The sequence below is a fragment of the Pseudooceanicola sediminis genome (genome assembly GCF_003575965.1).
GTDB classification, from domain to species: Bacteria; Pseudomonadota; Alphaproteobacteria; order Rhodobacterales; family Rhodobacteraceae; genus Pseudooceanicola; species Pseudooceanicola sediminis.
The window spans coordinates 99,383-113,984 of sequence record NZ_QWJJ01000012.1 but is presented as its reverse complement, the minus strand read 5'-3'; the positions used below and the strand labels follow the sequence as shown (position 1 = coordinate 113,984).

At 62.3% G+C, this 14,602-nt stretch carries 15 protein-coding genes; 7 read left to right on the top strand and 8 right to left on the bottom strand.

From position 1 onward, the window contains the following. Window positions 1-68: 68 nt before the first annotated feature. The 3 genes from DL237_RS14235 to DL237_RS14225 are packed head-to-tail and all read right to left on the bottom strand — an operon-like array spanning window position 69 to window position 3,875. Window positions 69-2,324, bottom strand: coding sequence for a xanthine dehydrogenase family protein molybdopterin-binding subunit (locus tag DL237_RS14235; protein WP_119399741.1), 2,256 nt, complete (start codon window positions 2,322-2,324; stop codon window positions 69-71). Continuing rightward, complete coding sequence (locus DL237_RS14230; RefSeq protein ID WP_119399740.1) at window positions 2,317-3,384, bottom strand: FAD binding domain-containing protein; 1,068 nt, start codon at window positions 3,382-3,384, stop codon at window positions 2,317-2,319. The genes DL237_RS14235 and DL237_RS14230 overlap by 8 nt, the downstream gene beginning before the upstream one ends. After that, window positions 3,381-3,875: a (2Fe-2S)-binding protein gene (locus DL237_RS14225; RefSeq protein WP_119399739.1), complete on the bottom strand. Its 495-nt coding sequence runs from the start codon at window positions 3,873-3,875 to the stop codon at window positions 3,381-3,383. Before DL237_RS14225 ends, DL237_RS14230 begins: the two co-directional genes overlap by 4 nt. 234 nt (window positions 3,876-4,109) lie before the next feature. Here DL237_RS14225 and DL237_RS14220 point away from each other — a divergent pair, with 234 nt between their 5' ends. Together DL237_RS14220 and DL237_RS14215 are read left to right on the top strand one after the other, a co-directional pair. Beyond that, window positions 4,110-4,709 (top strand): TetR/AcrR family transcriptional regulator, encoded by a 600-nt coding sequence (locus DL237_RS14220; protein WP_233545006.1) that lies wholly within the window; start codon window positions 4,110-4,112, stop codon window positions 4,707-4,709. A gap of 144 nt (window positions 4,710-4,853) precedes the next feature. Next, the gene (locus DL237_RS14215) at window positions 4,854-5,720 is read left to right on the top strand and encodes an SHOCT domain-containing protein (RefSeq protein ID WP_119399738.1); all 867 of its coding nucleotides are present in this window, start codon (window positions 4,854-4,856) and stop codon (window positions 5,718-5,720) included. Between the two features lie 12 nt (window positions 5,721-5,732). Here the strand turns inward: DL237_RS14215 and DL237_RS14210 are convergent, their stop codons facing one another. Beyond that, on the bottom strand, window positions 5,733-6,068 hold the full coding sequence (locus DL237_RS14210) for a DUF6476 family protein (protein ID WP_233545005.1): 336 nt from the start codon (window positions 6,066-6,068) through the stop codon (window positions 5,733-5,735). Between DL237_RS14210 and DL237_RS14205 the strand changes: the two genes are divergently transcribed. From DL237_RS14205 to DL237_RS14195, 3 genes are all read left to right on the top strand, one after another. After that, complete coding sequence (locus DL237_RS14205) at window positions 6,067-7,113, top strand: RluA family pseudouridine synthase (protein ID WP_119399737.1); 1,047 nt, start codon at window positions 6,067-6,069, stop codon at window positions 7,111-7,113. The genes DL237_RS14210 and DL237_RS14205 overlap by 2 nt on opposite strands. A gap of 326 nt (window positions 7,114-7,439) precedes the next feature. Next, entirely contained in the window at window positions 7,440-8,336 is an 897-nt protein-coding gene (rpoH, locus tag DL237_RS14200) for an RNA polymerase sigma factor RpoH (RefSeq protein ID WP_119399736.1), read from the top strand. Between the two features lie 72 nt (window positions 8,337-8,408). Next, complete coding sequence (locus tag DL237_RS14195) at window positions 8,409-9,464, top strand: Gfo/Idh/MocA family protein (RefSeq protein WP_321186085.1); 1,056 nt, start codon at window positions 8,409-8,411, stop codon at window positions 9,462-9,464. 3 nt (window positions 9,465-9,467) lie between these two features. Here DL237_RS14195 and DL237_RS14190 read toward each other — a convergent pair whose 3' ends face one another. Both DL237_RS14190 and DL237_RS14185 read right to left on the bottom strand, forming a co-directional pair. After that, window positions 9,468-9,683: a hypothetical protein gene (locus DL237_RS14190; RefSeq protein WP_233545004.1), complete on the bottom strand. Its 216-nt coding sequence runs from the start codon at window positions 9,681-9,683 to the stop codon at window positions 9,468-9,470. A 52-nt stretch (window positions 9,684-9,735) separates the two neighbouring features. After that, window positions 9,736-11,568, bottom strand: a complete 1,833-nt coding sequence (locus tag DL237_RS14185) for a M3 family oligoendopeptidase (RefSeq protein WP_119399733.1) — start codon at window positions 11,566-11,568, stop codon at window positions 9,736-9,738. Between the two features lie 136 nt (window positions 11,569-11,704). On the opposite strand from DL237_RS14185, the gene DL237_RS14180 reads away from it, so the two are divergent. Next, entirely contained in the window at window positions 11,705-12,532 is an 828-nt protein-coding gene (locus tag DL237_RS14180) for a fumarylacetoacetate hydrolase family protein (protein WP_119399780.1), read from the top strand. A 106-nt stretch (window positions 12,533-12,638) separates the two neighbouring features. On the opposite strand, the gene DL237_RS14175 is transcribed toward DL237_RS14180, so the two are convergent. Further along, window positions 12,639-13,604: an alpha/beta fold hydrolase gene (locus DL237_RS14175; protein ID WP_119399732.1), complete on the bottom strand. Its 966-nt coding sequence runs from the start codon at window positions 13,602-13,604 to the stop codon at window positions 12,639-12,641. Window positions 13,605-13,653: 49 nt separating this feature from the next. Next, window positions 13,654-13,950, bottom strand: coding sequence for an SCP2 sterol-binding domain-containing protein (locus tag DL237_RS14170; protein WP_119399731.1), 297 nt, complete (start codon window positions 13,948-13,950; stop codon window positions 13,654-13,656). A gap of 153 nt (window positions 13,951-14,103) precedes the next feature. Here DL237_RS14170 and DL237_RS14165 point away from each other — a divergent pair, with 153 nt between their 5' ends. Continuing rightward, window positions 14,104-14,586 carry a tetratricopeptide repeat protein gene (locus DL237_RS14165; RefSeq protein ID WP_233545003.1) on the top strand — a complete coding sequence of 161 codons (483 nt, stop codon included), beginning with the start codon at window positions 14,104-14,106 and terminating at the stop codon, window positions 14,584-14,586. Window positions 14,587-14,602 lie beyond the last annotated feature (16 nt).

Below are 14,602 nucleotides of genomic sequence, written 5' to 3'. Positions count from 1 at the left end.
AGAAAGCGGCCCAAAAAACAGCCGCCCGGGGGGCGGCTGTTTCAGTGTTCAGGGTGCTGGTCCCGGCGTTAGCCGATCAATGTTTCCATGTGGATCGGGAACGATCTGGGGCGCACTCCGGTGGCATGCCAGACGGCATTCGCGATGGCGCCGACGGTGCCTGTGATGCCCAGTTCCCCGACACCCTTCACCCCCAGCGGGTTCACGAATGCGTCGTCTTCGTGGATCATCAGTGCCTCGACCATCGGGGCATCGGCGTTGACCGGCACGTGGTATCCGGCCAGGTCGCCGTTGACGGGCCGCCCGGTGCGCTTGTCGTGAATGCCCTCTTCCATCAGGGCAAAGCCAAGACCCCAGATCATCCCGCCCAGCAGCTGGCTGCGCGCCAGATGCGGGTTGATGATCCGTCCAGCGGCAAAGGCCCCGATCAGCCGGCTGACCCGGACCTGCCCCAAGTCGGGGTCGACCCGCACCTCGGCAAACACCGCCCCATGCGAAAACATCGCCCTGCTCTCTGCGTGCCCAGGGTCGCGCGCGCCTTCGCCTTTGCCCTCCAGCTCGGAAATGCCGGCTTTCGCCATGATTTCATTGTAGCTTTCGCTGCGGCTTTCGTCGTCCGCGCGATGCAGGCGGCCCTGCCGGGCGACGACACCGGCATTGCCAGCCCCGAACAGGGGGGATGCAGGATCGGCCGTCGCCAGATCCGCCAGCTGCCGGATCACGTCCTCGCCCGCCGCGAACAGCGCGCTGCCCGCCGTGGCCGTATGGCCCGATCCGCCGGCGATCCCGCCATTCGGCAGGCTCGACTCGCCCGACCGGAAATCGATCTTGTCGATGTCCAGTCCCAGGCCGTCGGCGGCAATCTGCGCCAGCGCGGTCCATGCCCCCTGGCCCATGTCAGCGCCCGCGGTGGCGATCATTGCAGACCCGTCTGCCCGCAGCACCGCGCGCGCCTGCGCCTTGTTCATGTGCGCGCCGAACAGCGACGTGCCCATGCCCCAGCCGACCAGATGGCCCTGGTCATCACGCATCTGGCGTGGCGCCAAGGGGCGGTTCTGCCATCCGAACGCCTTGGCACCGGCCTCATAGCATTCCCGCAACGCTTTGGAGGAGAAGGGCTTTCCCGTCTGCGGATCGGTTTCAGCGTAGTTGCGCAGGCGGAAATCCAACGGGTCCAGGCCCATCAGCTCGGCCGCTTCGTCCATTGCACATTCCAGCGCGGCAGAACCCGACGCCTCGCCAGGGGCCCGCACGGCACCGGGGGTGCCGGTGTCCACGCGCACGCCGCTGTGGCTGGTTGCGATGGCCGGGCTGGCATAGGTGTTGCGCGACGCTGCCGAGGCGCCTTCGATGAAGGTGTCAAAGCTGCTGGTGGTCGCGGTCGTGTGGTGGTCCAGCAGGGTCAGCCGCCCCGTGTCGTCCATGTCCAGCTGCATCCGCTGGCGCGTGGCGCCCCGGTGTTGCACCGGGCCGAACATCTGATCGCGGCGCAAGGCCAGCTTGACGGGGCGCTGCAATTCGCGCGCCGCCAGTATGGCCAGGATCTGCGGTCCGATCGGCAGCGCCTTCGATCCGAAGCCGCCACCCAGGTAGGGACTGCGCAGCAGGACATTCTCGGCCGGGATGTCGAAGAACGCGGCAAAGGCCGCCCGCGCCATGACAATCGCCTGGTTGGGTGTGTCGATGGTCAGGTGATCGTCCTGCCACTGCGCAACAATCGCATGCGGCTCCATCGCATTGTGGTATTGCAGGGGCGTTTCATAGGTCTGATCCAGATGCCGCGTGCCCGCGGCGCGACCGGCTGCGATATCGCCGATATCGATGTTCGGCTGCCCGCCAAACCCGGTGCTTTCAGGTTCGAAAGCCTCTCCGGCATCGAAGCCGATCCGCGCGGGTTCGACGGCGTAGACGGGCGCCAGCAGGCGGGCGCCTTCAGTTGCGGCCTCCAGCGTTTCCGCAACCACCAGCGCAATCGGCTGGCCAACGTAACGCACTGAACTGTTTTGCAAAGCTTCTATGCGTAGCGCCATGCTCCCCTCGGGTTTGTCGTCGGGATCCTGCGCCAGGGGGGGACGGTTTTCGGGTGTCATGACATGTACGACACCGGGATGCGCCAGGGCTGCCGCCACGTCGAGGGCGGTGACGCGCCCCCGTGCCACGCTGCTCATGGCATAGACCGCATGCAACAGCCCCTCGGGGCGGTTGTCTGCGGCATAGGTGGCGGTTCCAGTGACCTTTGCGATGCCGTCGCGCCGGGTCATCGGCTGGCCCGAATTCGACCCCATGCGGGTATGGGCGCCGGGAGTGGTGAGAGTATCAGACATCGGCAGGTTCTCCCCGTTCTGCGGGTTCGGAGGTAAAGACAGAGGCGGGCAGGGCCGGCATCACCGCGGGCGTACCCGCCGCTGCCAGGTGCAGCGCCTTTTGGATCAGGCGCTTGGCCAAGGTGATCTTGTGGGCGTTGTCGCCTGAGGGACGGGCGCCGGCCATGAGGGCTTCGGCGGCAGCCGCAATCGCGTCGTCACCCGGTTTGGCACCGGCCAGCACGGCTTCGGCCTCGGCGCGGCGCCACGGCTGCGCCGCGACACCACCCAGGGCAAGGCGCGCTTCGGCAATCACGTCACCCTCCATGCGCAGCATCGCAGCCACCGAGACAACCGCGAAGGCGAACGAGGTCCTTTCGCGCAGCTTGAGATAGCGGGCGTTGTCGCGAAAGGCGGCTGCTTCGGGGGGCAGGCGCAATCCGGTGATCATCTCACCGGGAGCGAGCGTTGTGCCGCCGGGCGACGTGGCGTCGGGCAGCATGTGCAGTTGGGCGATCGGCAGGTCTCGGGTGCCGCCCGGGCCTGCCACCTCGACCACCGCACCAAGCGCGGCAAGCGGCACGCAAAAATCCGAAGGGTGGGTTGCGATGCACTGATCCGACCATCCGATCACCGCGTGGTTGCGGGTTTCGCCGTCAAGCGCGGCACACCCCGATCCCGGTTCGCGACGATTGCAGGCGCTGTGCGGATCCTGGAAATAGGAACAGCGCGTCTGCTGCATCAGGTTTCCGCCAAGGCTGGCAGCGTTGCGCAATTGCGCAGATGCACCCGACAGCAGGGCCTCTGCCACGGCGGGGTAGTTTGCGGCAAAATCCGCATCCCTTGCCAGGTCGGCATTGCGCACCATGGCCCCGACGCGGGTCGCGCCATCCGCCAGCCGTTCAATCCGGTCCAACCCGGGCAGGCGTGAGATGTCGATGATCGTGCGCGGTGTCTGTACGCCGATCTTCATCAGGTCCAGCAGGTTGGTGCCACCGGCAAGATAGGTTGCGCCTGGCGCACGGGCCGCCGCGATCGCTTCGTCCAGCGAGGCGGGGCGCAGATACTCGAACAGGTTCATGATTGGCTCTCCTGCGTGTCGCGCATCCGGGCATTGGCTTTTATCACGGCCTCCGTGATGCCCTGGTAGGCCGCGCAACGGCAGATATTGCCGCTCATCGCTTCGCGGATGCGTTCGGGATCATCATCGGCGATACCTTCGCGGATCAGGCCGAGGGCGCTCATGATCTGGCCGGGCGTACAATATCCGCACTGGAAACCGTCGGTTTCGATAAAGGCGGCTTGCACGGGATGCAGGTCGTCGCCAGCGGCGAGACCTTCGATGGTGGTGATTTCGGCACCGTCCTGGCTGGCGGCCAGGGACAGGCAGCTGTTGATCCGGCGACCGTCGATCAGCACGGTGCAAGCCCCGCATTGGCCGCGGTCACATCCCTTTTTGGTGCCTGTCAGGCCGATTCTGTCGCGCAGTACGTCAAGGAGCGTGGCGCGCGGATCTTCCAACGCGATGTCCTTTTGCTCACCGTTTACAATGAGGCTGATGGAAAGGGGCATGGTCCCTCCATTGAATGTTTGGCTGTTTTGGAAACTGTGGGCACGGGTGTGCCTGTCGTGGTAGGCTGTCGAAAAGGCCACGAAAGGGCCGTTCAGTGGTCGTAATATACGGAGGGTCCCTCCGTTTAGCAAGGAGTTTGCTGTCGCATGGGCATCGCACCGTCATCGCGGTGCCGTCCCGCAGCACAGTTTCAGATGGTCGCACAGGCGAAAAAGGCAAGAAAAGAAACCAGCTTGGACACAACTGAGCCTGGGCCCGAGGGCCGCAAGGCGCCGACCCGCAAACCCCGGGCGGATTCGGTGCGAAATCGTGAACGGTTGCTGGATACCGCGCGTCAGGTCTTTGCCGCGGGCGGGTCTGGCGCCAGTCTTGAGGCCGTTGCAAAGGGGGCAGGGGTTGGCATCGGCACGCTCTACCGACATTTCCCGACGCGTGAGGCGCTGTTCCAGGCGGTCTACGAGCGCGAGGTCGATGAGCTGGTGACGCTGGCGGAAACGATCAGCGAGGGCGTGGACGCGGTGACGGCAATGCGGCGCTGGTTGCACGGCCTTGTGCGCATGGTGGCCACCAAGCGCGGCATGTTGACGGCGTTGGAGCCCGCACTCGAGTCATCTCAGCCGCTGTTTTCCAATTCCACGGCAAGGTTGCTTCAGGCGGCGGGGGTGCTGCTGCAACGTGGCGTGGCCGACGGCATGATCCGGGACGACGTGTCAGGCGAGGACATGATGCGTGCGGTCCTTGGGATCTGCTATGCAAAGCAGGACGACGGCTGGCAGGCCCGCACAATCCTGTTGCTGGATGTCTTCGTCGATGGATTGGCCAGCCGACGCTGAGGCTTTGGCCGCTGCGCGTTCAGCAAGTGCCGCGTCGGATCCCCGGGTGCCGGTATTGCGCAGCAATCGCCTTGACGTGCAGACGGGCGGCGCGCAAGGCTCAACCCCTGCGATCCGCGCGCCGCAGCCACGAGAGGGCAAGACATGAGCAATCTGAACGAAGACGGCAAACGATTGGTGAACGAGGTCGCGCAACGTCACGGCTTCAGCCACGATGCGGTCGAGCAGATGTTGCGATCCGTCGCGGCAGGGCAGGGCACGCAAGCCCAGTTTTCGCATCCCGAATTCGGCGGCATGGGGCAGTGGTCGCGTGGCGGCATGACGATGATCGGCGACATGTTCAACAACGGCCTGAAGGCCCGCGTCGATGCGCTTTGCGCCGAGCTGTCCTCTTTGCTGGCGCACGGCAGCCTTTTCCAGCCGAATACCCCTTCGTCCGTGCAGGGCGGCGCGTCCTGCAATGCCCAGCACGGCAGCACCGGCTGGCCCGCGGAACTTGGATCACCCACGTCACAAGGGTCACAGAACGATATGCGTTATGCCTATTTCCCGCAGACGCGGCGTCTTGGCATCGCGCATGGCGGTTCGGTGATGATATATGATACCGGCGACCATCAGATCTATGGTTTCGGCCAGGCCCAGAGCGGATGGCAATCGCTGACATTTACCAGCCAGTTCGGCCAGATCAACGTGACCGACCTGCAAGTTGTACCGATGCTGGACCTCGATGACGGAGCCGCAGAGGGCAGCGCGCCGCCGCGAACCGACGATGTGCCCACCGAGGTCAGTCAGTCCTCAATGATCCCGGATGCAAGGGCCCAGCCCGCCGATACTCGGCGGTCCGACGCACAACGCACCGCTCCCAAAACTGACCGCCCGGCTCAAGGGACCGATGACATGGACGAACAGATTTTTTCGCGCATCGAACGATTAGCGGATTTGCGGGATCGCGGCATCCTGAGCGAGGCCGAATTCACCGACAAGAAGACCGAACTATTGTCCCGTCTCTGACTGCCGCCCATTCTATTTGCCGGTGTCGATGGGGATGTCCTGGCGCATCTTTCCGGTCGCGGCGTCAAAAATCAGGATGTGCTGATCCTCGGTTACCACGGCATACCAGCCTTGGCCGCGCGTAAAGGCCTGAACGACGGTGCCACCGGGCAACGTCAGCGTATCGGGGATCTGAATTTGGGGTGCCGTGGCAAAACGGATGACAATCAGACCGACCAGGCTTAGAAGGCCCAAAATCATCACCACCATCAGGGCGGTGACGAGCCGCCGCAGCAGCCGCAAGTTTGCCGGTTCCGCGATGTCGTTTGTTGCCATGACTTCCTGATCCGAACCCGAGTTGCCCCGCATGAGCGAACATCGCCTTGTTGTCAGGATCTCCGCTGATCCCCCTGCGCGTCTTGATAAGGCGCTTTCCCGCGATGTTCCAGAGGAGGCGGCGCTGTCGCGCACGCGCCTGGCCCGGCTGATCGCGGATGGTCAGGTGCACCGCGACGGCACTTCGCTGACCGATCCGAAGGCTAAGGTCGCCGAAGGCGATCTGATCGAAATCGAGGTTCCCGAGGCCGCCGAGGTAGAGACGGTGGCCGAAGTCATTCCGCTCAGCGTCATTTACGAGGATGACCAGCTGATCGTCGTGGACAAGCCCGCTGGCATGGTGGTGCACCCGGCACCTGGATCGCCTTCGGGCACGCTGGTCAATGCCCTGCTGGCCCATTGTGGAGACAGCCTGTCGGGGATCGGCGGCGAGAAGCGCCCAGGCATTGTCCATCGCATCGACAAGGAAACCTCGGGTCTTCTGGTCGTCGCAAAGACGGATCGGGCGCATCATGCATTGGCCGCCCAATTTGAGGCACATACAGCGGAACGTGCCTATCTTGCCCTGTGCTATGGCGTGCCCGATGCTGGTGATCCCCGCCTGCGCGGCATCAAGGGGACGTCGTTCGAACCGGGCAACGTTTTGAAGATCACGACACAGCTTGGGCGTCATCGCACGGATCGGCAAAAGCAGGCGGTCAGTTTTGACAGCGGCCGACACGCCATCACCCGTGCGCGCCTTCTGCACAGCTTCGGGACGCCTCCGTCGCTGGGGCTGATCGAGTGTCGGCTGGAAACAGGCCGAACTCACCAGATCCGCGTTCACATGGCACATGCCGGCCACGGGCTGGTGGGCGATCCGGTCTATGGCGGCGGTCGCCGCCGCGCCTCTGCCAGCGCACTTGGCGCACCTGCCGCTGCGGCCGTCGATGGCTTCAGGCGGCAGGCGCTGCATGCGGCGACCCTGGGGTTCGTGCATCCGACCACCGAAGAATGGCTTAGCTTTTCTGCCCCTTTGCCCGACGACATGGTCGCATTGATCCGGGCCCTGCCCGGTGGCAACGAACTGGACCTCTAGCAGTACGCGCATCGCCAAGACATCCGGAATGGGTCAGGGTTCTGCGCAATTGCAGGTTTTGGCAAAAATGAACTGACTCATGTGCGCTGGTGCGTAGGTGGATCCTCTTGCCGATGCCGAACATGTCGCGATATCCCGGCGTTGAACAAACCAACGTGAGGCGCTGAAATTTTCTGATCTTTTTGAAACGGAAAACGTAAGCCATTCGTTAAAGTAACTGTGCCAGATGCTTGAATGCATCATGCAATACTCCTATCTGAATGTTAAGTTCATTTACATGAGCTTTGCATTTACATGAGCTTTGAAAGCAGGGGAAGGACGAGGACTTGAGTAATTATTCCACACTCCCGGCACCGACTCCCGAGGGCGGTCTCAACCGGTACATGCAGGAAATTCGTAAGTTTCCGATGCTCGAGCCCGAGCAGGAATACATGCTGGCCAAGCGTTGGGTCGAGGATCAGGATACGGTCGCCGCGCACAAGCTGGTGACGTCGCACCTTCGCCTGGCTGCCAAGATCGCCATGGGATATCGCGGATACGGCCTGCCGCAGGCCGAAGTGATTTCCGAGGCGAACGTGGGCCTGATGCAGGCCGTCAAACGGTTTGATCCTGAAAAGGGGTTCCGCTTGTCGACCTATGCGATGTGGTGGATCCGCGCCTCGATCCAGGAATATATCCTGCGGTCGTGGTCCCTGGTCAAACTGGGCACCACATCGGCGCAAAAGAAGCTGTTCTTTAACCTTCGCAAGGCGAAGTCGCGGATCGGCGCGCTTGAAGAAGGCGACCTGCGGCCCGAGAACGTCAAGCAGATCGCCAATGATCTTGGCGTGACCGAGGCCGAGGTCATCTCGATGAACCGCCGGATGTCGGGCGGGGACGCATCGCTGAATGCTACGGTGGGCAGCGATGGCGACAGCACGATGCAGTGGCAAGACTGGCTCGAGGATGAAGACGCCGATCAGGCCGCCGACTATGAGGCGCGCGACGAGATGACAGCGCGCCGAGAGTTGCTGGCCGAGGCGATGGATGTTCTGAATGACCGCGAAAAGGATATCCTGACACAGCGCCGCCTGACCGAGGAAACCGTCACGTTGGAAGACCTGAGCGCGACCTATGACGTCAGCCGGGAACGTATTCGTCAGATCGAAGTGCGAGCCTTTGAAAAACTACAGACCCGGATGCGGGAACTGGCGCAGGACAAGGGCATGATGGCGTCGGCCTGACGCTATGGCCTGACCACCATGCGATGAGATGATTGCGGCTCCGACCCTCGGCTATGATGGGTCGGAGCCTTTTTGCGTCAAAGGCGCAACACACTTTCGGCGGGTTTTCTTTCCCCAAGACCTTGGCTAGGCTTCCCTGAAAAGGGGAGAGCAACCATGAGTGGTACAAAGACAATTCGCTGGGGTGTACTGGGGGCATCGAACTTTGCGCTCAGGCATATGGCGCCTGCCATCGTGTCCGCGCGCAATTCCGATCTTCTTGCGATCGCCTCAAGCTCTGTCGACAAGGTTTCCCCATTTCATGATCTGACCCCAGGTCTGCGGCACCACACCAGCTACCAGGCCCTGCTGGACGACCCGGACATCGACGCGGTCTATATTCCGCTGCCCAACCACATGCATGTCGAATGGAGCGAACGGGCCCTTCGCGCGGGCAAGGCAGTCTTGTGCGAAAAGCCCCTTGCGCTGTCAGCCACCGAGTTCGATAGCCTGATTGCTGCGCGGGCGGATACGGGTGGACTGATTTCCGAGGCCTTCATGATCGTGCATCATCCGCAATGGCGTCGGGTCAAGGCGCTGCTGGCGCAGGGGGTGGCTGGCGAATTGTGGCACGTCAACGCGGCATTTTCCTATAACAATCCGGACATGGCCAATATCCGCAACAATCCCGAAACGGGCGGCGGGGGCCTGCGTGACATCGGCGTCTATACCTTTGGGTCGGTGCGCTATGCCACCGGCGGTGATCCACTGGCGATGACTCATGCGCACCTGAGGCTTGAAAACGATGTCGACGTGTTTGCCGAAGTCGGATTCGAATTTCCCGGTTTCACGTTCCAGTCCATGACCGGCATCCGTATGGCCAATCGCCAGGAGGTGCACTTTCATGGCAGCGATGCGGTGATCTCTGTCACCTGTCCATTCAATGCGAACGTGTTCGATCAAGCGGAAATTCGAATTTCCTATCCCAATCAGACCGTTGTGACCGAACGCTTCACCGGCATCAATCAATATGTCCTGCAGGTTGAGGCGTTTGGCGCCGCCCTGCGCGGCGAAGCTGACTGGCCCTGGTCTCTGGAAGATGCGCGCGGCACACAAGCGATGATCGACAGCGCCCTTGCCGGCGAATAGCCGTCAATGATCTTCGGGGGCCTGCGTCATGGCTGGCGGCGATTTGCGCTGCATCCTGTGTCGCAGCCAACGCACGTCCATCGCGATGAGGGCAAAGCCCAAGGGAAGCATCCAGAACCCGAGGATCGGTAGAAATCCCAGCACGCCGCCCACGCACAGCCCTATGCCCAGGGGCAGGCGCAATCCGTTCGGCACGCTGCGGCGGATGCGAACAAGCATCCGCCGCAGACGAACCCGTATCGTGTGGCTGACCAAAGGCGCAGTGCGTGCCTCAGTCCTCCATGGCCTCCAGTTCATCAATGAACCCTTCGATCATCGACAGGCCCTTGTCCCAGAACGCTGGGTCCGACGCATCAAGGCCAAAGGGGGCCAAAAGCTCCTTGTGGTGCTTGGAGCCACCGGCCTTCAGCATGTCGAAGTATTTTTCCTGAAACCCTTCTGGCTGTTCTTCGTAGACGGCATAAAGGGCGTTCACCAGGCCATCGCCAAACGCATAGGCATAGACGTAGAACGGCGAGTGGATGAAGTGCGGGATATAGGCCCAGAAGGTTTCGTATCCCTCCATGAAATCGAACGACGGCCCGAGGCTCTCGGCCTGGACGGACATCCAGAGGTCGTTGATATCTTCTGGTGTCAACTCCCCCCCGCGGCGGGCATCATGCAGCTTGCACTCAAAGTCGTAAAACGCGATCTGCCGCACCACGGTATTGATCATGTCCTCGACCTTGCCGGCCAGCATCGTCTTGCGCTCGGCCTTGGTCTTGGCCTTGTCGAGCATCGCACGGAAGGTCAGCATCTCGCCAAAGACACTTGCGGTTTCGGCCAGAGTCAGCGGGGTCGAGGACAGCATCTCGCCCTGTCCGGCAGCTAGAACCTGGTGCACGCCGTGCCCGAGTTCGTGTGCCAGCGTCATCACGTCGCGCGGCTTGCCCAGGTAGTTCAGCATGACGTAGGGGTGCACTTCGGTCACCGTCGGATGCGCAAAGGCGCCGGGTGCCTTTCCCGGTTTCACGGCGGCGTCGATCCAACCGTTGTCAAAGAAGGGTTCGGCAATGTCGGCCATCTTCGGGGAAAAGCCCCCATAGGCGCCCATCACCGTCTCGCGCGCTTCGTCCCAGCCGACAATGCGCTGATCTTCGCTTGGCAGCGGGGCATTACGGTCCCAAACCTGCATGCGGTCCAGGCCCAGCCATTTGCGTTTGAGCTCGTAATAGCGATGGCTCAGCCGAGGATAGGCGTTCACCACGGCATTGCGCAGGGCTTCCACGACCTCGGGCTCGACATGGTTGGACAGGTGGCGGCCCATTTGCGGGTTCGGCATGCCACGCCAGCGGTCCATGACCTCCTTCTCCTTGGCTTGCGTGTTGTGAACGCGGGCGAAGGTGCGCAGGTTGTCCGACAGTACGCGGGCGATTTCCCGGGACGCCGCCTCGCGCGTGTCGCGGTTGTAATCCGTCAGCAGGGTCAGGGTGCTTTCGATGTTCAGTTCTTCGTCGCCGACGTAAAAGCGCAGGCCAGCAATCGTTTCGTCGAACAGCTTTTCCCAGGCATCGCCCACCACGCCTAGGTCATGCAGAAAGCGTTCAAGTTCATCCGACAGCTGATAGGGTTTCATGGCCCGAATGCGATCGAAGACCGGCTTGTAACGGGCCAGCGCCGCGTTTTCGGCAAAAAGGGTATCGAGGTGGTCGTCCGGCAGGCGGTTCAGCTCCAGCGTGAAGAACACCAGCGGAGTCGTATAGGTGGTCACCTTGTCCTGCATGTCGGACATGAACTTCGCCCGGTCGCCGGCGGTGGTCAGCTGGTAGTAGCGCAGACCGGCATACGACATGATCCGCCCCGCGACAGACTGGATGCGTTCATTTCGCATGACGCAGTCAAGGAAACCTTCCGCGTCGAGATCGGCGAGCTGACCTTCAAAATCGCTGGCAAAGCTGCGGCATGCCTCTTCCAGCCAATCCAGGTCCCGCTTGAGCTCGGGGGCGTCGGGGGCGGGGTAAAGATCGCTGAGGTCCCACTCCGGTAGTTTCCCAAGAGGCGTGCCATCTTCGGACGTCGCGTTGGCATCCCGTACGGGAAAGGGCAGGGACAGTGGCGTTTGCATGGGTCGCATGGATCCTCCAGGGGATTTCGTTCCGGCTTCTGGACATAGGCCGCAGGAGGCCCTTCAACAAGGTTTGCGGCTTGCCTTTAGCCCGACCATGGCCGAGTTTGCCCTGAATTGGAACGAGGAGGATACCATGCGCTATCTGCGATACGGAGAGATCGGAGCCGAAAAACCGGGTGTTCTGGATGCTGAAGGTCGGATTCGCGACCTGTCCGGCGTCATTGGCGATCTCGTGGGGCCGACCCTCGGGGCTTTGCCGGCAGTTGATCCGGAAAATCTGCCCCTTGTTCCCGGCACGCCGCGTATCGGTGTGCCGGTCGCGGGGACCGGCAAGATCGTCTGCATCGGTCTGAACTATTCGGATCACGCGGCCGAATCCGGCATGGCGGAACCCGAAGAACCCATCGTGTTCATGAAGGCGACATCTGCCCTTTCCGGCCCCTATGACCCGGTGCGCCTGCCGCGCGGCGCTGAAAAAGGCGATTGGGAGGTCGAGCTGGGCGTGGTTATCGGCAAGCCCGCCAAATACGTCAGCGAGGCGCAGGCGCTGGACCATGTCGCCGGGTATACCATCGTCAACGATGTGTCCGAGCGCGCCTTTCAGACCGAGCGTGGCGGCCAGTGGACAAAGGGGAAAAGCAGCGACACGTTCGGCCCCATCGGTCCCTGGCTCGTAACTCCTGATGAGATCGCGGACCCACAGGCGCTCGATCTTGGCCTGGATCTGAACGGGGTCAGGGCGCAGACCGGTTCCACGTCGTCCATGATATTCTCGGTCGCGCAGATCATTTCCTACCTCAGCCAGATGATGAGTTTGCAGCCAGGTGACGTGATTGCCACCGGCACGCCGCCCGGCGTGGGTATGGGGATGCGCCCGCAACGGTTTCTGAAGGCCGGGGATGTGATGGAGCTGAGCATCGTGGGGCTGGGCCATCAACGACAGGAAGTCCTGCAGGACTGATGGCTATCTCCGCGATACGCACCGGGGGCAAATCGGGGCGCGCGGTGATGCCGTGGCCCCGGCGTCCCGCTTCCGTCCGGCGGGTTCGACTTTAGCCCGGCGGATTTCACCTTGCCGAGCAAGCGCTCGGCTGTTTGCCAAGATGGGCGTCGAAATGCGCGGCGCATGCGTCAAAGCAAAAGGCGCGTGTTTCGGCGTTTTCCATCATGATTTCATGACGTGCGCCGGTCACGACCTCCAGCTGCCCGCCGGGCCATTGCGCCATGCGAGCCCGGATCCTTTGGGCGGACACGATTGCCTCGTCACCGCCCAGAAATGTGAGGCAGGGCACGTTGGGCGATGGCCGCTGAGCGAGGCGGCGCATTTCCATCAGCGATTCGTGAAGCCATCTCATCGTCGGACCACCGATGTTCAGGTCTGGATGCGCGCGCGCCTGGGCCTGCATGTATTCGTACATGTCGGAGTCGCTGGTCAGCTTGTTTGCGGCAAACAGCTCATTCAGCACATAGGCTTCGGCTGTGGTGCCGGGGGAAAGGATCTCGCCACGACCGATGGCGTTCGATGCGCTGCTCAGCACCCACGCCAGAGGACGCACCAACAGGGGAAGCTCGATCCCCCACATCGGGGCGGTAAAGACCGCCGCCCGCACGGGCAGGCTGCGATACAGGGCGCGCAGCCCGATTGCGCCGCCCATCGAATGGGCCAGCAAGACGTATGGGCCGGTGATCCCGAGGTCGGGCAGGGCCGCCATCACGGCGTCGACATCTTTCTGGTAATCGCTGAAATGCCCGACATGGCCGAGCGCGGGATTGCCAGAGACACGATCCGCGAGGCCCTGGCCGCGCCAGTCTATCGCAACCGTACGATACCCGCGCGCCGCGAAATCACGCGCGGCACGTCCGTATTTTTCAATATATTCCGTGCGACCCGGAAACAGCAAGACGGTGCCCTTTGCCCCGCTCACGGGCCAGTCGCCCAGCCTGAACCTGACACCGTCCGATGCAGTCAGCCAAAAGGCCCGCCCGCCGGGAGGCCCGTCGTCGACGTCGGAATAAAACGGGGCCTGATCCATGAAATGCTCCTGAAACTGTGGAGGCCGGTCCCGATCGGGTGCGGCGATGTCAGGACAATGCGGACGCGAGCTGCATCGCCTTGCCCATGTCGCCGTCAACGCTGAGTTTGCCGGTCATGAATGCAGATGTAGGGTTAAGGTCGCCTGAAAGTATGTCCTGAAATGTATCAGGTGCCGCGGTCAGGGTGACTTCGGCCTCTTCATCCGCATCCGCAGGGCGGGCGCCGTTGCCGTCGACGATGATATCGCCTTCGCCCTCGATCACGAATTTCGCGGTGCCATCAATGCCTTCGCCGTCCAACTTGTCATTCAAAGCGGCCACGGCTGCTGTAATCACGTCGCTCATTTTGCGCCTTCCATCAAATTTAAGTAATCTGGGCTAACAATCCCGGTGACTCACGATACACTAGTTTCAGTTATGGGCGCCTCAATGTCATATCGCAAACTTGCCATCGCGGCATTTGCCGCAGCGTCACTTTCGCTCCTTCCGCAGCTGGGGGTGGCCGAAACCTCGGTCACGTCGCTTCTGGAGGACTTGAAAAGTGCCGATGCTGTCGAAGGAAAGAAGATCGAGCGGGAGCTGGATCTGATCTGGTCGCGTTCGCAATCGCCTGCCATGGACCTTTTGTTGCGCCGGGGCCGCGATGCACTTGCGGCGGGGGAGTTCGACGTCGCAGTCGGTCATCTATCGGCCCTCACCGATCACGCGCCTGATTTTGCAGAAGGCTGGCATCTGCGGGCACAGGCGTTCTTTCGCGAGGAAGAGTTCGGCCTGGCTCTTGCCGATCTCGAACAGGCCGTCGCCTTGAATCCCTATAATTTCCAGGCAGTGTATGGCATGGCCCTGATCCTGGAGCAGACGGGCCGTATTCAGGATGCGTTGCGGGGCTATCAGGCGGTGCTATCCGTCTTTCCCGCACACGAAGAGGCTCAGGCCGGGCGTGATCGACTTGCACGTCAGGTCGGAGAAAGCGATATCTAGTCCCCAGATCATGTGA